At 70.9% G+C, this 19,641-nt stretch carries 18 protein-coding genes; 15 read left to right on the top strand and 3 right to left on the bottom strand.

All coding sequences use genetic code 11. The annotated features are described in order from the left end of the window. The first annotated feature begins 3 nt into the window (after positions 1-3). Genes ACZ6EG_RS15260 through ACZ6EG_RS15250 form a run of 3 tightly spaced genes read left to right on the top strand, consistent with a single transcriptional unit; the run spans position 4 to position 4,114 of the window. Positions 4-2,256 (top strand): bifunctional polysaccharide deacetylase/glycosyltransferase family 2 protein, encoded by a 2,253-nt coding sequence (locus tag ACZ6EG_RS15260; RefSeq protein WP_469604766.1) that lies wholly within the window; start codon positions 4-6, stop codon positions 2,254-2,256. Beyond that, complete coding sequence (locus ACZ6EG_RS15255; protein ID WP_391970041.1) at positions 2,256-3,395, top strand: acyltransferase family protein; 1,140 nt, start codon at positions 2,256-2,258, stop codon at positions 3,393-3,395. The genes ACZ6EG_RS15260 and ACZ6EG_RS15255 overlap by 1 nt, the downstream gene beginning before the upstream one ends. A gap of 23 nt (positions 3,396-3,418) precedes the next feature. Continuing rightward, entirely contained in the window at positions 3,419-4,114 is a 696-nt protein-coding gene (locus tag ACZ6EG_RS15250) for a demethylmenaquinone methyltransferase (protein WP_391970040.1), read from the top strand. A gap of 307 nt (positions 4,115-4,421) precedes the next feature. On the opposite strand, the gene ACZ6EG_RS15245 is transcribed toward ACZ6EG_RS15250, so the two are convergent. Beyond that, the gene (locus ACZ6EG_RS15245) at positions 4,422-4,958 is read right to left on the bottom strand and encodes a GNAT family N-acetyltransferase (RefSeq protein WP_391970039.1); all 537 of its coding nucleotides are present in this window, start codon (positions 4,956-4,958) and stop codon (positions 4,422-4,424) included. A 99-nt stretch (positions 4,959-5,057) separates the two neighbouring features. Here ACZ6EG_RS15245 and ACZ6EG_RS15240 point away from each other — a divergent pair, with 99 nt between their 5' ends. Next, positions 5,058-6,341: a geranylgeranyl reductase family protein gene (locus ACZ6EG_RS15240; protein ID WP_361014197.1), complete on the top strand. Its 1,284-nt coding sequence runs from the start codon at positions 5,058-5,060 to the stop codon at positions 6,339-6,341. Here ACZ6EG_RS15240 and def read toward each other — a convergent pair whose 3' ends face one another. Then, a complete protein-coding gene (gene def / locus ACZ6EG_RS15235; protein ID WP_391970038.1) occupies positions 6,342-7,007 on the bottom strand; it encodes a peptide deformylase in 666 nt (221 codons plus the stop codon). Positions 7,008-7,138: 131 nt separating this feature from the next. Then, positions 7,139-7,978 carry a C40 family peptidase gene (locus tag ACZ6EG_RS15230; protein WP_469604759.1) on the bottom strand — a complete coding sequence of 280 codons (840 nt, stop codon included), beginning with the start codon at positions 7,976-7,978 and terminating at the stop codon, positions 7,139-7,141. 758 nt (positions 7,979-8,736) lie between these two features. Between ACZ6EG_RS15230 and ACZ6EG_RS15225 the strand changes: the two genes are divergently transcribed. From ACZ6EG_RS15225 to nuoK, 11 genes are read left to right on the top strand one after another with little or no spacing between them, the layout of a single operon-like run. Next, positions 8,737-9,096, top strand: a complete 360-nt coding sequence (locus tag ACZ6EG_RS15225) for an NADH-quinone oxidoreductase subunit A (RefSeq protein WP_003974383.1) — start codon at positions 8,737-8,739, stop codon at positions 9,094-9,096. Between the two features lie 12 nt (positions 9,097-9,108). Further along, positions 9,109-9,663, top strand: coding sequence for a NuoB/complex I 20 kDa subunit family protein (locus tag ACZ6EG_RS15220; protein ID WP_005313804.1), 555 nt, complete (start codon positions 9,109-9,111; stop codon positions 9,661-9,663). After that, complete coding sequence (locus ACZ6EG_RS15215) at positions 9,660-10,415, top strand: NADH-quinone oxidoreductase subunit C (RefSeq protein WP_391970036.1); 756 nt, start codon at positions 9,660-9,662, stop codon at positions 10,413-10,415. The genes ACZ6EG_RS15220 and ACZ6EG_RS15215 overlap by 4 nt, the downstream gene beginning before the upstream one ends. Beyond that, positions 10,412-11,746, top strand: a complete 1,335-nt coding sequence (locus ACZ6EG_RS15210) for an NADH-quinone oxidoreductase subunit D (protein WP_391970035.1) — start codon at positions 10,412-10,414, stop codon at positions 11,744-11,746. Before ACZ6EG_RS15215 ends, ACZ6EG_RS15210 begins: the two co-directional genes overlap by 4 nt. Continuing rightward, positions 11,743-12,615: an NADH-quinone oxidoreductase subunit NuoE gene (gene nuoE, locus ACZ6EG_RS15205; protein WP_356609226.1), complete on the top strand. Its 873-nt coding sequence runs from the start codon at positions 11,743-11,745 to the stop codon at positions 12,613-12,615. The genes ACZ6EG_RS15210 and nuoE overlap by 4 nt, the downstream gene beginning before the upstream one ends. Continuing rightward, positions 12,612-13,964 (top strand): NADH-quinone oxidoreductase subunit NuoF, encoded by a 1,353-nt coding sequence (gene nuoF, locus ACZ6EG_RS15200; RefSeq protein WP_384696112.1) that lies wholly within the window; start codon positions 12,612-12,614, stop codon positions 13,962-13,964. The genes nuoE and nuoF overlap by 4 nt, the downstream gene beginning before the upstream one ends. Continuing rightward, positions 13,961-16,465: an NADH-quinone oxidoreductase subunit G gene (locus ACZ6EG_RS15195; protein WP_391970034.1), complete on the top strand. Its 2,505-nt coding sequence runs from the start codon at positions 13,961-13,963 to the stop codon at positions 16,463-16,465. Before nuoF ends, ACZ6EG_RS15195 begins: the two co-directional genes overlap by 4 nt. Then, a complete protein-coding gene (gene nuoH / locus ACZ6EG_RS15190) occupies positions 16,462-17,850 on the top strand; it encodes an NADH-quinone oxidoreductase subunit NuoH (protein WP_391970033.1) in 1,389 nt (462 codons plus the stop codon). The genes ACZ6EG_RS15195 and nuoH overlap by 4 nt, the downstream gene beginning before the upstream one ends. Next, positions 17,843-18,484 (top strand): NADH-quinone oxidoreductase subunit NuoI, encoded by a 642-nt coding sequence (nuoI, locus tag ACZ6EG_RS15185; RefSeq protein WP_391970032.1) that lies wholly within the window; start codon positions 17,843-17,845, stop codon positions 18,482-18,484. The genes nuoH and nuoI overlap by 8 nt, the downstream gene beginning before the upstream one ends. Further along, entirely contained in the window at positions 18,481-19,338 is an 858-nt protein-coding gene (locus ACZ6EG_RS15180) for an NADH-quinone oxidoreductase subunit J (RefSeq protein WP_391970031.1), read from the top strand. Before nuoI ends, ACZ6EG_RS15180 begins: the two co-directional genes overlap by 4 nt. Further along, on the top strand, positions 19,335-19,634 hold the full coding sequence (gene nuoK, locus ACZ6EG_RS15175; RefSeq protein WP_003974374.1) for an NADH-quinone oxidoreductase subunit NuoK: 300 nt from the start codon (positions 19,335-19,337) through the stop codon (positions 19,632-19,634). Before ACZ6EG_RS15180 ends, nuoK begins: the two co-directional genes overlap by 4 nt. Positions 19,635-19,641: the final 7 nt, after the last annotated feature.

Below are 19,641 nucleotides of genomic sequence, written 5' to 3'. Positions count from 1 at the left end.
CCCATGACCACGCCCCCACCCCCCTCCCCGCCCACCCGGCGCCGCCGCCGCGCACCCTCCCGCATCGAGCGGGCCGCCGGCCGGGCCGCCGCGCTGCAACGCCCGCGCGTCCTCCTCGCCCTGCTGCTCCTGCTCGCGCTGACCTGCGTGATGCTGCTCGACGGCTATCTGCGCGCCGAGGTCGGCGGCGACCAGCGCGTCCGCACCGGCGCCAGTGCGAGCGACGTACCCGAGGAGGTCCTCGACGGCGGGCCGATCCTCACCTTCCCCGGCGGACAGGCCACCACCGTCTCCGTCCCGGACAAGACGATCGCCCTGACCTTCGACGACGGCCCCGACCCCACCTGGACGCCGCAGGTGCTGGAGATCCTGGAGAAGTACGACGTGCCCGGCACGTTCTTCCTGGTCGGCTCGATGATCGCGCGCTACCCGGGCATCGTCGGGGACCTGGTCGAGCAGGGCAACGAGGTGGGCGTCCACACCTTCACCCACATCGACCTCTCCTACCAGGGCGAGTCCCGCGTCACCCGGGAGATCGAGCAGACCCAGCTCGCCCTCGCGGGCGCGGCCGGCATCACGACCACCCTGTTCCGGGCGCCGTACTCCTCCCAGACCGACGCCATCGACAACTACAGCTGGCCCGTCTACGAGCAGCTCGGCGAGGACGGCTACACCAGCGTCTTCATCGACACCGACAGCGACGACTGGAAGCGCCCCGGCGTCTCGAAGATCGTCGAGTGGGCCACTCCTGAGGACGACGAGGGGGCCTCCGTCCTCTTCCACGACTCCGGCGGCGAGCGGTCGCAGACGATCGAGGCGCTGCCGAAGTACATCGAGAAGATGACGGCGAAGGGCTACACCTTCACCACCATCAGCGGCGTCATGGCGGAGCAGCAGCCCGCCGCCGGGCCCGCCGGACGGGCGGGCGGCGCGGCCGGCCCCGGGGGCGGCCTCCAGGCGGCCCACCACGAGGCCACCGGCACCACCCTCTACGAGGGCAAGGCACTCGTCGCGGCCGTCGCCGTCGCGGAGTGGGTGGTGCCGACGCTGTCGGCCGGACTCGTCGTCGTGGGCGTGGCCGTCATGGGCCGGTTCGGGCTGATGCTGCTCCTCGCCCGCCGCCACCACCGGCGGCGCAGCAGACGCCGCTTCAGCTGGGGCCCGCCGGTGACCGGCCCGGTGAGCGTGATCGTGCCGGCGTACAACGAGAAGGAGTGCATCGCGGCCACCCTCCGCTCGCTGGCGGACAGCACCCACCCGATCGAGATCATCGTCGTGGACGACGGCTCGACGGACGGCACCGCCGAGATCGCCGAGTCCCTGGGCCTGCCGCGCGTGCGGGTCGTACGGCAGGCCAACGCGGGCAAGCCGGCCGCCCTCAACAACGGCGTGCGGCACGCCCGGTACGGCATCGTCGTGATGATGGACGGCGACACCGTCTTCGAGCCGGACACCGTACGGCACCTCGTGCAGCCCTTCGCCGACCCCTCCGTCGGCGCGGTCGCGGGCAACGCCAAGGTCGGCAACCGGCGCACCCTCATCGGCGCCTGGCAGCACATCGAGTACGTGATGGGCTTCAACCTCGACCGCCGCATGTACGACCTGCTGCGCTGCATGCCGACCATCCCCGGCGCGATCGGCGCGTTCCGCCGCGAGGCGGTGCTCCAGGCCGGCGGCATGAGCGACGACACCCTCGCCGAGGACACCGACATCACCATCGCCCTGCACCGCGCCGGATGGCGGGTCGTCTACCAGGAGCACGCCCGGGCCTGGACGGAGGCGCCGGGCTCCCTGAAGCAGCTCTGGTCGCAGCGCTACCGCTGGTCCTACGGCACCATGCAGGCGCTGTGGAAACACCGCGGCTCCCTGGCCGACAAGGGGCCGTCGGGCCGCTTCGGGCGGGTCGGCATGCCGCTGGTCGTGCTCTTCCAGGTCGTCACGCCGGTCTTCGCGCCGCTCATCGACGTGTTCACCGTCTACTCGATGCTCTTCGTCGACTTCCGGGCGGCCCTGCTCGCCTGGCTGGCGGTCCTCGCCGTGCAGCTCGGGTGCGCGGCTTACGCCTTCCGCCTCGACCGGGAGAAGTACCGGTACCTGCTGATGATGCCGCTCCAGCAGCTGGCGTACCGGCAGATGATGTACCTCGTCCTCATCCACTCCTGCGTCACCGCCCTCACCGGCGGCCGGCTGCGCTGGCAGAAGCTGAAGCGGACGGGCGAGGTGGGGACGCCGGCCGGGTCCTCGGGGGCCGGGTGATGGGCGCGCACGGCAAGGGGACGGCCCGCCGCGCTCCCGCCGCGGACGCGCCGCCCGCCGGCGCCGTACCAGGGGCCGCGAGCGGCGGCCGGGACCGCTACTTCGACACCCTGCGCGCCCTCGCCCTCGTCCGGGTCGTCGCCTACCACGCCTTCGGCTGGCCGTGGGCCGGGCTGGTGTTCCCCTCCATGGGCGTCATGTTCTGCCTGGCCGGCACCCTGATGGCCAGGTCGCTCCGGCGCCCCGCCGCGACGGTGGTCCGGGCCCGGCTGCGCCGCCTGCTCCCCCCGCTGTGGTGCTGGGGGGTCTTCGTGGTGGGCGCGATGCTGGTGCGCGGCTGGATGCCGGGATGGCGGATCGTCTTCTGGGCCGTGCCGCTCGCCGACCCGCCGGGCAGCGCCTGGGCCGAGCAGGCCTGGGAGATCCTCTGGTACCTGCGGACGTACCTGTGGCTGGTCCTGCTCTCCCCGCTCCTGCTGCGGGTGTTCCGGCGCGCGCCCGTGCCGGTGCTGCTGCTGTCCCTCGCCCCGGTCGTCGTCCTGCAGTGCGTGGGGCGGCCGCCGGACAACCGCCTCGGGACCGGCTTGCTCGACCTCGCGACGTACCTCTTCTGCTGGGTCCTGGGCTTCGCGCACCGCGAGGGGGTGCTGGGGCGCCTCAGGCCGGCCGCGGTCGTCGCCCTGTCCTGCGCCGCCCTCGCGAGCGGCGGCTGGTACGCGTTCGCCCACCGCGCCGAGTACGGCACGTACGACCTCGACGACATCCCGCTCGCCCAGGCCTTCTGGTCGGCCGGGTTCGTGACGCCGCTGATGTACGCGAGGGCCCGCCTCGACACCGGCCGCGCCGGGCTCACCCGGTCGCGGGGGCAGTCGCGGTGGCGGTGGCGGTGGCCCGCCCGGCTGGTGGGGGTCCTCAACGCGCGGGCCGTCACGGTCTACCTCTGGCACGAGATCGCCCTGGTGGCCGCGGTCCCGCTGATCGACCGGCTCTGGGAGGTGCCCGCCTTCGAGGCGTACCTGCCCCTGGACAGCCAGTGGTTCCTGCTGGGGGTGGCCTGGGTCCTCATCGCGGTCTTCGTGCTGCTGTTCGGCTGGGTCGAGGACGTCGCCGCGCGGAGGAGGCCGCGCCTGCTGCCCTGAGTCCGTGCTGCAACAATGGGCCCGTGACCCGCGCTTCCCTGAACAAGCAGCCGCACGAAGTCGCCTCGATGTTCGACCACGTCGCGCAGCGGTACGACCTGACGAACGCCGTGCTCTCGCTCGGCCAGGACCGGGCGTGGCGCAAGGAGGTCGCCAGAGCCGTCGACGCCCGCCCCGCGCAGAAGATCCTCGACCTCGCGGCCGGCACGGCGACCTCCTCGCTGCCCTTCGCCCGCACGGGCGCCTACGTCGTCCCCTGCGACTTCTCCCTCGGCATGCTCCAGGTCGGCAAGGAGCGGCACTCCTGGCTGCCGTTCACCGCGGGCGACGCGACCCGGCTGCCGTTCGCGGACGACGCCTTCGACGCGGTCACCATCTCCTTCGGGCTGCGCAACGTGCAGGACACGGACGCCGCGCTGCGCGAGATGTACCGGGTGACGCGGCCGGGCGGCCGGGTCGTCATCTGCGAGTTCTCGCACCCGACCTGGACGCCGTTCCGGACCGTCTACACCGAGTACCTGATGCGCGCCCTGCCGCCGGTGGCCCGCGCGGTGTCGTCCAACCCCGACGCGTACGTCTACCTCGCCGAGTCCATCCGCGCCTGGCCCGACCAGCCGGCGCTCGCCCGGCGCCTGGGCGAGGCCGGCTGGTCCAAGGTGGCGTACCGGAACCTGACCGGCGGCGTGGTGGCGCTGCACCGCGCCTTCAAGGAGAGCTGAGGCCGCGCGGCGGGGCGAGTCGGCCACCCGCGGCCCGGCCCGCTCCCGCCGGGCCGCGGACACTGCCGTACGACGTGGTCGACGACGGCGAGGCGGAGGTCGGACCGGCCCGGTGGCTGCGGGGACAGCCCCGTGCGCGGGCGGGCCGCCTCCCGGGCGTCCACGGACGTCAGGCCGACCAGGTGCGGTACGCGCACATCGGCGTTCCCGGATACCGGGCGCACGGGCGTCACCCCCAGCGGTACCCGGCAGACCGGCTCCGCCGGGAACCACCCGGAAGGGGCGCGTGGCCGGTTGTGACACGCCCCTACTTCAGGGGACCGGCGTCGTCCGTCCGCGGCAGGGGCAGCCGGTAGCAGTGTCCCTGACGCGCGGAGACCGGCGTCGTGAAGACCTCGGAGAGCCGCATGCCCAGCCGCTCCGTGACCGCGATGGACCGGGCGTTGCGCGCGTCGACCATCGCCACGACCTCGGACACGCCCGCGGCCCGCACCCGCTCCAGCGTCTGCCGGGCCGCCGCCGTGACATACCCCTTGCCCCAGTGCTCCCGGCCGAGGCGCCAGCCGATCTCGATCTCGCCCTGGGGGCCCCATTCCCCCGGCCACGGCTGGGCGCCGGTGAAGCCGACCACCCTGCCGTCCTCGTCCACCATCGTCCACAGGCAGAAGCCGTGCTCGGCGTCGTGCCGGCGCTGGCGGGCGGTGAGCTCCTCGTAGACGGACAGCTCCGCGGACCTCCCGCCGTGGAACTCCATGACGTCCGGGTCGTCGAAGATCCGGTGCCAGGCGACGGCGTCCTCGTCGGTGGGGACGCGCAACCGTACAACGGGCAGAGCTCGGTTCACTGGGCAGCCCTTCAGCCGGGTGATCGGTGACGCTGAATAGACTGCCCATGTCCAGTGCCCGTCGGCACGCAGATTTCGAATCTCTGGGGAGATCCCGCCGTGACCGAGCCCCTCTCCGACAACACCGCCGATGTGATCGTCGTGGGCGCGGGGCCAGCCGGCTCCACGACCGCGTACCACCTGGCCAAGGCGGGACTCGACGTCCTCCTGCTGGAGAAGACCGCCTTCCCACGGGAGAAGGTCTGCGGCGACGGCCTCACCCCGCGCGCGGTCAAGCAACTCGTCGCCATGGGGATCGACATCTCCGAGGAGGCCGGCTGGCTGCGCAACAAGGGTCTGCGCATCATCGGCGGCGGCTCCCGCCTCCAGCTCGACTGGCCGGATCTGGCCTCCTTCCCCGACTACGGACTCGTCCGCAAGCGCGACGACTTCGACGACCAGCTCGCCCGGCAGGCCCAGAAGGCCGGCGCGCGCCTGTACGAGCGCTGCAACGTCGGCGCCCCGATCGTCGACGACCGCACCGGCCGCATCACCGGCGTCCACGCCAAGCTCGGGGAGGAGAAGCGCGAGGCCACCTTCCACGCGCCGCTGGTCGTGGCCGCCGACGGCAACTCCACGCGGCTGTCCCTGGCGATGGGCCTGCACCGCCGCGAGGACCGCCCGATGGGCGTCGCGGTCCGTACGTACTTCACCTCGCCCCGCCACGACGACGACTACCTGGAGTCCTGGCTGGAGCTGTGGGACCGCCGGGGCGCCCAGGACCGCCTCCTGCCGGGCTACGGCTGGATCTTCGGCATGGGTGACGGCACCTCGAACGTGGGCCTCGGCGTGCTGAACACCTCCTCGTCCTTCAAGGAGATCGACTGGCGCGAGATCCTCAAGGCCTGGTGCGCCTCCATGCCGGAGGACTGGGGCTACACCCCGGACAACATGACCGGCCCGATCCGCGGCGCCGCCCTGCCCATGGCCTTCAACCGCCAGCCCCACTACACCAAGGGCCTGCTGCTCGTCGGTGACGCCGGCGGCCTGGTGAACCCCTTCAACGGCGAGGGCATCGCCTACGCCATGGAGTCCGGCCAGATCGCCGCCGACGTCATCGTCCAGGCCCACGCCCGGGCCACGCCGGCCCAGCGCGAGATCGCCCTCCAGCGCTACCCGCGCGTCCTGAAGGACACCTACGGCGGCTACTACACGCTGGGCCGCGCCTTCGTGAAGCTCATCGGCAACCCGAAGGTCATGCAGATCGCGACCCAGCGCGGCCTCACCCACCCCATCCTGATGAAGTTCACCCTCAAGATGCTCGCCAACCTGACGGACCCGACGGGCGGCGACGCGATGGACCGCATCATCAACGGGCTGAGCAAGGTCGCGCCGAAGGCGTGATCAGCCCCGGGGCGGGCGGGGCCGGGTGAGGTCCCCGGACGCCCCGTCGAGGGCCCGGGCGTTGGCGGCCCGGCGGGCGAGGACCTCCTCGCGCCGGTCCGCCGACTGCCGCAGCGCCGCCTTCCGGTCGCGCGCGGAGAGCCGGTCCACGTAGACGTGCCCGTTCAGGTGGTCGGTCTCGTGGGCCAGGCAGCGCGCGAAGTACCCGGTGCCCTCGACGAGGAGCGGGGCGCCGTCCTTGTCGAGGCCCCGGACGACGGCCCGGTCGGGGCGCGGGACGCCCATGGTGGCGCCCGGCACCGACAGGCAGCCCTCGCCCTCGTCGAGCAGCCGTCGCGCGGCGGGACCGAGGGGTTCCGGCACCGGGTTGACGATGTGTCCGACATGTCGGACACCGTCGTCGTCCAGGCAGTCGTAGACGAAAAGGCGCAGGGGGACCCCCACCTGATTCGCCGCCAGGCCGGCCCCTTCCGCGACGTACATCGTGCGGAACATGTCGTCGACGAGCGCGGCGAGGTCGGGTCCGAACTCGGTGACGTCCCGGCACGGCTTGTGCAGCACCTCCTCGCCGAACTCCGTGATCCGCCGCACCGACCCGCGCAGGGCCTCCGGTGCGAGCGGGGGACAGGACGCGGCGGGCCGCCCTTGTACGAACACACTGGGCATGACGTTCTCTCCTTCGGCTCGCGGACGGGCCGGGGGGAGCCCCGGCCCGCGCCGAGCATGCCAGGAGAGCCCGAAGGGCCGCAGCCCCCGAGCGGCTGCGGCCCTTGCGGTAGGTGCTGTGCGGCGTCCTGCTACAGGACGCGGACCGCGCCGCTCGGCGGGTCGTACGACAGCGACGCCTTGACGACGCCGGTGGAGGAGTTCTGCGCGCCGACGAACATGCCGTCGCCGACGTAGATGCCCACGTGGTACGCGCTGCCCGCACCGCCCCAGTAGAGGATGTCGCCGGGCTGGAGGTTGTCGAGGCCCACCTGGGTGCCGGCGGTCGACTGCGACTGGGAGACGCGCGGCAGGTCGATGTTGACCTGCTTGAAGGCGGCCTGCACCAGGCCGGAGCAGTCCCAGGAGTTGGGGCCGGTGCCGCCGGAGACGTAGGCGTCGCCGACCTGGGCCTGCGCGAAGGCGATGACCGCGGCGGCCGAACCGGTGGCCGACGAGGAGTTGCTGCTGCTGCCGACGCTGCTGCCCGTGCTGTCCGAGGACCCGGTGTCCGCGGAGGCGCTCAGGGTGGCGCGCTCGGCGCTGCGGGCGGCACGCTCGGCGGCCGCCTTGCGCTCGGCCTCCTCGGCCTTCTTCTTCTCCTCCGCGGCCTTCTTCTTGGCCTGCGCGAGGTCTGCCTTGGCCTGCTTTGCCGCCTTCGCGGCGGCCGCGTCGCGCTCGGCCACCAGCTCGTAGTTCGCGGCCGCCTGCTGCGTGGCGTCCGCGGACTGGGCGACCTGAGCGGCCAGGTCGGCCGTCAGGGTGGGCAGTTCGAGGGTCTGCGTCACCGGTTCTGCCGCGTGGGCCGAACCCGACGCCCCGGCCACTGCCAGGGTGCTGAGGACGCCACCGGCAACTCCGGCCCGCATCGCGATGGTCGACGCGCTGCGGCGGGGCTTCCGGTGGCTGCGTATGTGAGCGGTGTGGGACATAGGGACAACCGGTATCAGGAGCTCCTCCATACCTTCAAGAAACGTGGGCTGCGCCACAGTTGTTCAATCGGGCCCCGAATCCCGGGCGTGTCGCTTCTTATTGACGCCCTAACGGACATTGCGGGCGGCCCGTAACCAGCCTGTGATCACGGCCTTTGATCGTTACGCCCGAATTGCCCCGCGCTTACCACTGGTTGAGGCAGTTGGCCAAGCCCGGTTCTCGGACGCCTCTCATGAATGTGGCACAGGTCACGGAACGGTTGCCCCGCCCGCCGCGTCCGTGACGCGCGCCCCGGGCGTCGCGGAGTTCGTGAACGCGTGCACGTGTCCACATCGCACCGGCTCCTCCCTCTGATGTGTGAACGCGCCCTCTATCAAGTGATCGTGTTCGACGCCAGTTTGCATGCAAGGGAAGCATCTTGATATGGAGACGCCCCCGCCCGCACCCCTCTGGCCAGCGGTGACGATCGGAATTGTCACCTCTGGTGATCAGCTGAACGCTTCTTGTGTGAAGATCACCGCTCATCCGACTTCATGATCCTTCGTCAGGTGGTGGAGATCACAAAGCTTGTGCAATACCCCGTGTCGCAGATCACAGAGCGGCAGGCATAAGATGCGAGGCAGTTGGGCTTGTGACCTGCTTCACATGTTCGCGATCTTCGCCGGGACGAGCGGGGCTCGTGGGGCTGTCGGGGCGGGAGGGAGCGAGCCCGATGCAACCGCCAGCAGTCAGTGCCGACTGAGAGGAGCGAGGAGCGGTGAACGCGTATGCGCCCATCCTCGTACTGGGAGCCCTCGGGGCAGGCTTTGCGATCTTCTCCGTGGTCATGGCCACGCTGATCGGTCCGAAGCGGTACAACCGGGCGAAGCTCGAGGCCTACGAGTGCGGCATCGAGCCGACCCCCACGCCGGCCGGCGGCGGGCGCTTCCCCATCAAGTACTACCTGACGGCGATGCTCTTCATCATCTTCGATATCGAGATCGTCTTCCTCTACCCCTGGGCCGTCACCTTCGACGCCCTGGGGATTTTCGGGCTCGTGGAGATGCTGCTCTTCGTGCTCACCGTCTTCGTCGCGTACGCGTACGTATGGCGGCGCGGCGGCCTGGAATGGGACTGAGGGGCCATTGACATGGGACTCGAAGAAAAACTGCCGAGCGGCTTCCTGCTGACCACCGTCGAGCAGGCCGCGGGCTGGGTGCGCAAGTCGTCCGTCTTCCCCGCCACGTTCGGCCTCGCCTGCTGTGCCATCGAGATGATGACCACCGGCGCCGGCCGCTACGACCTGGCGCGCTTCGGCATGGAGGTCTTCCGCGGATCGCCGCGGCAGGCGGACCTGATGATCGTCGCGGGCCGGGTCAGCCAGAAGATGGCGCCGGTGCTGCGGCAGGTCTATGACCAGATGCCGAACCCGAAGTGGGTGATCTCCATGGGGGTCTGCGCCTCCTCGGGCGGCATGTTCAACAACTACGCGATCGTCCAGGGCGTCGACCACATCGTCCCGGTCGACATCTATCTCCCCGGCTGCCCGCCGCGGCCCGAGATGCTGATGGACGCCATCCTCAAGCTCCACCAGAAGATCCAGGGCTCCAAGCTCGGCGTGAACGCCGAGGAAGCGGCCCGGGAGGCGGAGGAAGCGGCGCTCAAGGCCCTGCCCACGATCGAGATGAAGGGGCTGCTGCGGTGAGCGACGCGAACAACACCGCGGGTGACGCGGACGGGGTCAACCCCGAGAAGGAACTGTCCGCGGAGAACCTCCCGGGCCAGCGCGGCCAGGGCGGCGAGGAGATCCGCGTCCAGCGCGGGATGTTCGGCGCGAACAACGGCGGCGACACCTCCGGCTACGGCGGCCTGGTCCGCTCCGTGCGGCTGCCCGGACCGGCGAGCAGGCCCTACGGCGGCTGGTTCGACGAGGTCGCCGACGAGCTGGAGGGCGCGCTCGAGGAGCAGGGTCTCCTGCCCGCCAACGCCATCGGGAAGACGGTCGTCGACCGGGACGAGCTGACCTTCCACATCGAGCGCGAGCACCTCGTCCGCGTCGCCCGCACCCTGCGGGACGACCCGGCCCTGCGCTTCGAACTGTGCACCGGCGTCAGCGGCGTCCACTACCCGCACGACAAGGGCCGTGAGCTGCACGCCGTCTACCACCTGCGCTCGATCACCCACAACCGGCTGATCCGCCTCGAAGTGAGCGCCCCCGACAGCGACCCGCACATCCCGTCGCTGGTCCCCGTCTACCCGACGAACGACTGGCACGAGCGCGAGACGTACGACTTCTTCGGCATCGTCTTCGACGGTCACCCGGCCCTGACGCGGATCATGATGCCGGACGACTGGCAGGGCTTTCCGCAGCGCAAGGACTATCCCCTCGGCGGCATCCCCGTCGAGTACAAGGGCGCCCAGATCCCGGCTCCGGACCAGCGGAGGTCGTACTCGTGAGCAGCACACAGTCAGCGTCGGCGGCCTCGGCGCGCGAGACCACCGAGGGCACCGTCTACACGGTCACCGGTGGCGACTGGGACGAGGTCGTCCAGTCCGCGGCCCGCGCCGACGACGAGCGCATCGTCGTCAACATGGGCCCGCAGCACCCGTCCACCCACGGCGTGCTCCGCCTGATCCTGGAGATCGACGGCGAGACGGTCACCGAGGCCCGCTGCGGCATCGGCTACCTGCACACCGGCATCGAGAAGAACCTCGAGTACCGGACCTGGACGCAGGGCACCACGTTCGTGACGCGCATGGACTACCTGACGCCGTTCTTCAACGAGACGGCGTACTGCCTGGGCGTCGAGAAGCTCCTCGGCGTCGAGGACCAGATCCCGGACCGGGCCTCGATCATCCGGGTCCTGCTGATGGAGCTGAACCGGCTCTCCTCGCACCTGGTCTGCATCGCCACCGGCGGCATGGAGCTGGGCGCCACCACGATCATGATCTACGGCTTCCGCGACCGCGAGCTGATCCTCGACATCTTCGAGCTGATCACCGGCCTTCGGATGAACCACGCGTTCATCCGGCCGGGCGGACTCGCCCAGGACCTGCCGCCCGGCGCGGTGGACCAGATCCGCGAGTTCGTGAAGACGATGAAGAAGAACCTCCCGGAGTACGACAAGCTCGCCACCGGGAACCCCATCTTCAAGGGCCGCATGCAGGACGTCGGCTACCTCGACCTGGCCGGCTGCATGGCGCTCGGCGCCACCGGCCCGGTCCTGCGCTCCACCGGCCTGCCGCACGACCTGCGCAAGAGCCAGCCGTACTGCGGCTACGAGACGTACGACTTCGACGTCCCGACCGCCGACACCTGCGACTCCTACGGCCGCTTCCTGATCCGGCTGGAGGAGATGCGCCAGTCGCTGCGGATCGTCGAGCAGTGCCTGGACCGGCTCCAGCCCGGCCCGGTCATGGTCGCCGACAAGAAGATCGCCTGGCCCGCCCAGCTCGCCCTGGGCCCGGACGGGCTCGGCAACTCCCTCGACCACATCAAGAAGATCATGGGCACCTCCATGGAGGCCCTGATCCACCACTTCAAGCTGGTCACCGAGGGCTTCCGCGTGCCGCCGGGACAGGCGTACACGGCGGTCGAGTCGCCCAAGGGCGAGCTGGGGGTGCACGTCGTGTCCGACGGCGGCACCCGCCCCTTCCGGGTCCACTTCCGCGACCCGTCCTTCACCAACCTGCAGGCCATGGCGGCGATGTGCGAGGGCGGCCAGGTCGCCGACGTCATCGTCGCCGTGGCATCCATCGACCCCGTGATGGGAGGCGTCGACCGGTGACCACCTCTTCTTCGGAGCGGGGCGTCAGCCTGGGCATGCCGGAACTGCCCGCGCCCGCCTACCCGGACGACGTCCGGGCCCGGCTGGAGACCGACGCGCGCGAGGTCATCGCCCGCTACCCGGACTCCCGGTCCGCCCTCCTGCCCCTGCTGCACCTGGTGCAGTCGGAGGAAGGCCACGTCACGCGCACCGGCATGCGGTTCTGCGCGGACGTGCTCGGCCTCACCACGGCCGAGGTGACCGCGGTCGCCACCTTCTACTCCATGTACCGGCGCAGGCCGAGCGGCGACTACCAGGTCGGCGTCTGCACCAACACGCTCTGCGCGGTCATGGGCGGCGACGCGCTCTTCGAGTCCCTCCAGGAGCACCTGGGCGTCGGCAACGGCGAGACCACCGAGGACGGCAAGGTCACGCTGGAGCACATCGAGTGCAACGCGGCCTGCGACTTCGCGCCGGTCGTGATGGTGAACTGGGAGTTCTTCGACAACCAGACCCCGGCGAGCGTCCGGCGCCTCGTCGACGACCTGCGCGCGGGACGGACGGTCACGCCCACCCGGGGCGCACCCCTGTGCACCTTCAAGGAGACCGCCCGGATCCTGGCGGGCTTCCCCGACGAGCGGGACGGCGCCGTCGCGGCCGGCGGCAGCGCGGGTCCCGCCTCCCTGGCCGGACTGAAGCTGGCCAAGGGCGAGGCGACCGCCGCGCGCGTGGTGCACCCGCGGGACGGCGGGCCGCACGACGCGTCGCAGGACCGCGCCGCGCACGACCCGTCCCCGACGGAACACCTCAGCTCGCACGACGCGCCGCAGGACACATCGGCATCCGACCCTTCCCACCCGGCAGGGCCTACCGCCGAGGAGGGGGAGTGATGACCGTGGCAGCCGAGATCAAGGACACCAGCCCGGAGAAGCTGCTCGCACCCGTGCTGTCGGCCTTCTGGGACGAGGACGAGTCCTGGACCCTGGACGTCTACCGGAGGCACGAGGGGTACGAGGGGCTCCGCAAGGCGCTGGCGATGTCGCCGGACGACCTGATCGCGTACGTCAAGGAATCAGGTCTGCGCGGACGCGGCGGTGCCGGCTTCCCGACGGGGATGAAGTGGCAGTTCATCCCCCAGGGGGACGGCAAGCCTCACTATCTTGTTGTCAACGCCGACGAGTCGGAGCCGGGGACCTGCAAGGACATCCCGCTCCTCTTCGCGAACCCGCACAGCCTCATCGAGGGCATCGTCATCGCGTGCTACGCCATCAGGTCGTCGCACGCCTTCATCTACCTGCGCGGTGAAGTCGTACCGGTGCTGCGGCGGCTGCACGAGGCCGTGCGCGAGGCCTACGCGGCCGGCTTCCTCGGCGAGAACATCCTGGGCAGCGGACTCGACCTCGAACTCACCGTGCACGCGGGCGCGGGCGCGTACATCTGCGGTGAGGAGACCGCGCTGCTCGACTCGCTCGAAGGCCGCCGGGGTCAACCGCGGCTCCGTCCCCCCTTCCCCGCTGTGGCCGGCCTCTATGCCTGCCCGACTGTGGTGAACAACGTCGAGTCCATCGCGTCGGTTCCCGCGATCCTGCACAAGGGCAAGGACTGGTTCAGGTCGATGGGCAGCGAGAAGTCCCCGGGCTTCACGCTCTACTCGCTCAGCGGCCACGTCGCGGGCCCCGGCCAGTACGAGGCTCCGCTCGGCATCACGCTGCGCCAGCTCCTCGACATGAGCGGCGGCATGCGCCCCGGTCACCGGCTGAAGTTCTGGACACCGGGCGGCTCCTCGACGCCGATGTTCACCGACGAGCACCTCGACGTCCCCCTCGACTACGAGGGAGTGGGCGCCGCGGGTTCCATGCTCGGCACCAAGGCGCTCCAGTGCTTCGACGAGACGACCTGCGTCGTGCGCGCCGTCACCCGCTGGACCGAGTTCTACGCCCACGAGTCCTGCGGCAAGTGCACGCCCTGCCGCGAGGGCACCTACTGGCTCGTCCAGTTGCTGCGCGACATCGAGGCCGGCAAGGGCGCGATGTCCGACCTCGACAAGCTGAACGACATCGCCGACAACATCAACGGCAAGTCCTTCTGCGCCCTCGGCGACGGTGCCGCCTCGCCGATCTTCTCCTCGCTCAAGTACTTCCGCGAGGAGTACGAGCAGCACATCACGGGCCGCGGCTGCCCCTTCGACCCGGCCAAGTCGACGGCCTGGGCGGACCACCGTACGGAGGTGAACGCATGACTGTGACCACCAGCTCTCCCTCCGGCGGGGGAGAGGCGGCGGTCCCGCCGGAGGACCTCGTGTCGCTGACGATCGACGGCGTCGAGATCAGCGTGCCCAAGGGCACCCTGGTCATCCGGGCCGCCGAGCAGCTCGGCATCGAGATCCCCCGCTTCTGCGACCACCCCCTCCTCGACCCGGCCGGCGCCTGCCGCCAGTGCATCGTCGAGGTCGAGGGCCAGCGCAAGCCCATGGCGTCCTGCACCATCACCTGCACGGACGGGATGGTGGTGAAGACCCACCTCACCTCGCCCGTCGCGGAGAAGGCGCAGCACGGGGTGATGGAGCTGCTCCTCATCAACCATCCGCTGGACTGCCCGGTCTGCGACAAGGGCGGCGAGTGCCCGTTGCAGAACCAGGCCATGTCCCACGGCCAGGCCGACTCCCGCTTCGAGGGGAAGAAGCGGACCTACGAGAAGCCCGTGCCGATCTCCACGCAGGTGCTCCTCGACCGCGAGCGGTGCGTGCTGTGCGCCCGCTGCACCCGGTTCTCCAACCAGGTCGCGGGCGACCCGATGATCGAGCTGATCGAGCGCGGCGCGCTCCAGCAGGTCGGCACCGGCGAGGGCGACCCCTTCGAGTCGTACTTCTCCGGCAACACCATCCAGATCTGCCCGGTCGGCGCGCTCACCTCGGCGGCCTACCGGTTCCGCTCCCGGCCCTTCGACCTGATCTCCTCGCCGTCGGTGTGCGAGCACTGCTCCGGCGGCTGCGCGACCCGCACCGACCACCGGCGCGGCAAGGTCATGCGGCGCCTCGCGGCCGACGATCCCGAGGTCAACGAGGAGTGGATCTGCGACAAGGGCAGGTTCGCCTTCCGGTACGCGCAGCAGCGGGACCGGCTGACGACGCCCCTGGTGCGCAACGCCGAGGGCGACCTGGAACCGGCCTCCTGGCCGGAGGCGCTGCAGATCGCCGCGCAGGGACTGCTCGCCTCGCGCGGCCGGACCGGTGTGCTGACCGGCGGCCGGCTCACCGTCGAGGACGCCTACGCGTACAGCAAGTTCGCGCGCGTGGCGCTCGACACCAACGACATCGACTTCCGCGCGCGCGTGCACAGCACCGAGGAGGCGGACTTCCTGGCCTCCCGGATCGCCGGCCGCGGCCGGGACCTCGACGGTACGGGCGTCACCTACACCGCGCTGGAGAAGGCCCCCGGCGTCCTGCTGGTCGGCTTCGAGTCCGAGGAGGAGGCGCCCGGCGTCTTCCTGCGGCTGCGCAAGGCCTGGCGGGGACACGGGCAGAAGGTGTTCTCCCTGGCCACCCACGCCACGCGGGGTCTGGAGAAGGCTGGCGGCACGCTGCTGCCCGCCGCTCCCGGCACCGAGACCGAGTGGCTGGACGCGCTCGCGAGCGGGGCCGGTCTCGCGGACGACGGAGCACGGGCCGCCGAGGCGCTGCGCGCCCAGGGGGCCGTGATCGTGGTCGGTGAGCGGCTGGCGTCCGTGGCCGGCGGTCTGACCGCCGCCGTACGGGCCGCCGCCGCGACCGGCGCCCGGCTGGTGTGGATCCCGCGGCGGGCCGGTGAGCGCGGTGCCGTCGAGGCGGGCGCGCTGCCGTCGCTGCTGCCGGGCGGGCGCCCGGCGACCGACCCCCGCGCGCGTGAGGAGGTCGCCGCCGTCTGGGGCCTGGCCGACCTTCCGCACCGCTACGGGCGCGACACCGGCGAGATCGTCGAGGCCGCCGCCCGGGGCGAGTTGCAGGCGCTCCTGGTGGCGGGCGTGGAGGTCACCGACCTGCCCGACCCGGCACGCGCGCGTGCGGCCCTGGCCGAGGCCGGGTTCGTGGTGTCGCTGGAGCTGCGGCCCAGCGAGGTCACCGCACTCGCCGACGTCGTCCTGCCCGTCGCGGCGGTCGCCGAGAAGGCCGGGACCTTCCTCAACTGGGAGGGCCGGGTGCGTTTCTTCGAGGCCGCGCTCAAGCCCGACCAGATGACCCACCGTCTCGCGCCCACCGACGCCCGCGTCCTCCAGATGCTGGCCGACGCCATGGACGTGCACCTGGGCCTGCCGGACCTGCGCACCACGCGCGCGGAGATCGACCGGCTCGGTCCCTGGGGCGGGCCGCGGGCCACCGATCCGCTGCACACCGCGGGCGCGCTGCCCCGGCCGGCCGCCGGAGAGGCCGTCCTGGCCGGGCACCGGCTGCTGCTCGACCAGGGCGTCCTCCAGCAGGGCGACGAGGCGCTCGCCGGCACCCGGCACGCCGCACGCGCGCGCCTGTCGGCCGCCACGGCCGCCGAGGCGGGCGTCAAGGACGGCGACCTCCTGGCGGTGACCGGCCCGGCCGGGTCCGTCGAACTCCCGCTGCAGGTCACCGAGATGCCCGACCGCGTGGTCTGGCTCCCGCTGAACTCGGCCGGCGACGGCGTCGCCTCGGACGCCGGGGTGCTGCCCGGCTCCCTCGTCCGTATCGGCCCGGCGACGCTCGCGGGCACGGCCCCCAAGGAGGTGGAGGCATGAGCCCGTACCTCGCCGCGGAAGACCTCTCGATGTTCGGCACCGACCCCTGGTGGCTGGTCGTCGTCAAGGCGGTGTTCTGCTTCGCCTTCCTGATGATCACCGTGCTGTTCTCCATCGTGTGGGAGCGCAAGGTCGTCGCCTGGATGCAGCTGCGCATCGGCCCGAACCGGCACGGACCCTGGGGCATGCTCCAGTCGCTCGCCGACGGCATCAAGCTGATGCTCAAGGAAGACCTCGTCGTCAAGCGCGCGGACAAGGCCGTGTACGTCCTCGCGCCGATCGTCGCGGCCATCCCGGCCTTCATGGCGATCGCCGTGATCCCCTTCGGCCCGGCCGGCAACGAGGTCTCGATCTTCGGTCACCGCACCGCCATGCAGCTCACCGACCTGCCGATCGCGATGCTCTTCATCCTGGCCGTCGCCTCGGTCGGCATCTACGGCATCGTGCTCGCGGGCTGGAGCTCCGGCTCGACGTACCCGCTCCTCGGCGGCCTGCGGTCCTGTGCGCAGATGATCTCCTACGAGATCGCGATGGGCGCCGCGTTCGCCTCGGTGTTCCTCTACTCGGGGTCGATGTCGACCTCGGAGATCGTCTCCCAGCAGACCGACCGCTGGTACATCCTGCTGCTGCCGGTCTCCTTCATCCTCTACATCGTCACGATGATCGGCGAGACCAACCGCGCCCCCTTCGACATGCCGGAGTCCGAGGGCGACCTGGTGGGCGGCTTCAACACCGAGTACTCGTCGATCAAGTTCGCGATGTTCATGCTCGCCGAGTACGTGAACATGGTGACGGTCTCGGCGGTCGCCACCACCCTCTTCCTCGGTGGCTGGCGGGCCCCCTGGCCGGTCAGCACCTTCTGGGAGGGCGCCAACCACGGCTGGTGGCCGCTGCTGTGGTTCGTGGTCAAGGTCCAACTGCTGCTGTTCTTCTTCATCTGGCTGCGCGGCACGCTCCCCCGGGTCCGCTACGACCAGCTGATGAAGCTCGGCTGGAAGGTCCTCATCCCGGTCTCCCTGGTCTGGCTGATGCTGGTCGCGACGGTGCGGGCCCTCAGGAACGAGAACTACGACTTCGCCGAGATCGCCCTCTACATCGGCGGCGGAGTCCTGGTCCTGCTGCTGCTCTCCTTCGTCGTGGACATGTACCGCGACAAGGGCAGGAAGGGCGAGGGCCCCGACGGGGGCGAGGCCGGGGAGCCGGCCGCCTTCGACCCGATGGCCGGCGGGTTCCCCGTACCGCCGATGCCGGGACAGGAGTTGCCGCCGGTGCCCAGGCGCCGTCCGCGCCGGGAGCGGGAGCTGATTGTCAGTGGCGGGCCCGATACTCAGAGTGACGGATCTCTGGGCGGATCTACGGATGGAAAGGAGGCGTCCGATGGCTGAGGAACCGAAGGAGACCACCCCCGGTTTCCAGAACCCCGTGGCCGGCTTCGGCGTGACCTTCAAGGCCATGTTCAAGAAGCGGCTGACCGAGCAGTACCCGGAGCAGCAGAAGACCACCGCTCCGCGATTCCACGGACGGCACCAGCTCAACCGCCATCCGGACGGCCTGGAGAAGTGCGTCGGCTGCGAGCTGTGCGCCTGGGCGTGTCCCGCCGACGCCATCTACGTGGAGGGCGCGGACAACACCGACGAGGAGCGCTACTCGCCGGGTGAGCGGTACGGCCGCGTCTACCAGATCAACTACGCCCGCTGCATCCTGTGCGGCCTGTGCATCGAGGCGTGCCCCACGCGCGCGCTGACGATGACCAACGAGTTCGAGCTGGCCGACTCCAGCCGCGCCAACCTCATCTTCACCAAGGACCAGCTGCTCGCCGGTCTGGAGGAGGGCATGGTCGACTCGCCCCACGCCATCTACCCGGGCACGGACGAGCAGGACTACTACCGCGGTCTGGTCACCGAGGCGGCCCCCGGCACCGAGCAGCAGGTCGCGCACTCCAAGGGCGAGGTCGTCCAGGAGGGCGACTCGACCTTCGGCGGGACCGAACCGGCGTCGGAGGGGGTGGTCCGCCGATGACCGGGCAGTTCGCCGCCGCGGCGACCCTCTCCGCCGGCACCTCCACCGGAGAGGCCGTCCAGTTCTGGATCCTCGGCACCGTCGCGGTGATCGGCGCCCTGTGCACCGTCTTCATGAGGAGGGCCGTGCACAGCGCGCTCTGCCTCGCCGGGACCATGATCGTCCTGGCGGTGTTCTACCTCGCCAACGGCGCCTACTTCCTCGGCATCGTGCAGATCGTCGTCTACACCGGCGCGATCATGATGCTGTTCCTCTTCGTGGTGATGCTCGTCGGCGTCACCGCGGCGGACTCCCTGAAGGAGACCATCAAGGGGCAGCGCTGGCTGGCCCTGCTGTCCGGGCTCGGCTTCGGCATCCTGCTGATCGGCGGCATCGGCAACGCGTCCGTCTCGGAGTTCACCGGCCTCGCCCAGGCGAACGCGAACGGCAACGTGGAGGGCATCGCCTCCCTCATCTTCACCAAGTACGTGTTCGCCTTCGAGATCACCGGCGCCCTGCTCATCACGGCCGCCGTCGGAGCCATGGTGCTCACCCACCGGGAGCGCACCGAGCGGGCCGCCACCCAGCGCGAACTGTCCGAGCGGCGCGTCCGCGAGGGCACGCACCTGCCGCCGCTCCCCGCCCCCGGCGTCTACGCCCGGCACAACGCGGTCGACATCGCGGGCCTGCTGCCCGACGGCACCCCGTCCGAGCTGACCGTCAGCAAGACGCTGCGCGAGCGGGGCCAGATCCGCGACGTGTCGAGGGAGGCGCTCAACGATCTGAAGGCGCTGGAGCAGCGGGCCGAGGAGCGCCTGGGGCGCAAGGCGGTCGAGCCGGCCGACTTCAAGCGGTCCGAGGAGGCGTCGAAGTGAACCCCGTCAACTACCTGTACCTCGCGGCCCTGTTGTTCACCATCGGCGCCACCGGCGTGCTGATCCGGCGCAACGCGATCGTGGTCTTCATGTGCATCGAGTTGATGCTCAACGCCTGCAACCTCGCGTTCGTCGCCTTCTCCCGCATGCACGGCAACCTCGACGGCCAGATCATCGCCTTCTTCACGATGGTCGTCGCCGCCGCGGAGGTCGTCGTCGGGCTCGCGATCATCGTGTCGCTGTTCCGTTCCCGCCACTCGGCCTCGGTCGACGACGCCAGCCTGATGAAGCTGTGAGGGGTCG

The organism is Streptomyces sp. NPDC041968 (assembly GCF_055589025.1).
The sequence above is the reverse complement of the archived record's forward strand: the minus strand, read 5'-3'. Positions and strand labels throughout refer to the sequence as shown.

Excerpts from the sequence above, each read along its gene's own strand:
- ACZ6EG_RS15260 (WP_469604766.1), top strand. The coding sequence starts at position 4 with ATGACCACGCCCCCACCCCCCTCCCCGCCCACCCGGCGCCGCCGCCGC.
- ACZ6EG_RS15255 (WP_391970041.1), top strand. The coding sequence starts at position 2,256 with ATGGGCGCGCACGGCAAGGGGACGGCCCGCCGCGCTCCCGCCGCGGAC.
- def (WP_391970038.1), bottom strand. The coding sequence starts at position 7,007 with ATGCCCAGTGTGTTCGTACAAGGGCGGCCCGCCGCGTCCTGTCCCCCG.
- ACZ6EG_RS15230 (WP_469604759.1), bottom strand. The coding sequence starts at position 7,978 with ATGTCCCACACCGCTCACATACGCAGCCACCGGAAGCCCCGCCGCAGC.
- ACZ6EG_RS15220 (WP_005313804.1), top strand. The coding sequence starts at position 9,109 with ATGGGACTCGAAGAAAAACTGCCGAGCGGCTTCCTGCTGACCACCGTC.
- ACZ6EG_RS15195 (WP_391970034.1), top strand. The coding sequence starts at position 13,961 with ATGACTGTGACCACCAGCTCTCCCTCCGGCGGGGGAGAGGCGGCGGTC.
- nuoH (WP_391970033.1), top strand. The coding sequence starts at position 16,462 with ATGAGCCCGTACCTCGCCGCGGAAGACCTCTCGATGTTCGGCACCGAC.
- nuoI (WP_391970032.1), top strand. The coding sequence starts at position 17,843 with ATGGCTGAGGAACCGAAGGAGACCACCCCCGGTTTCCAGAACCCCGTG.
- ACZ6EG_RS15180 (WP_391970031.1), top strand. The coding sequence starts at position 18,481 with ATGACCGGGCAGTTCGCCGCCGCGGCGACCCTCTCCGCCGGCACCTCC.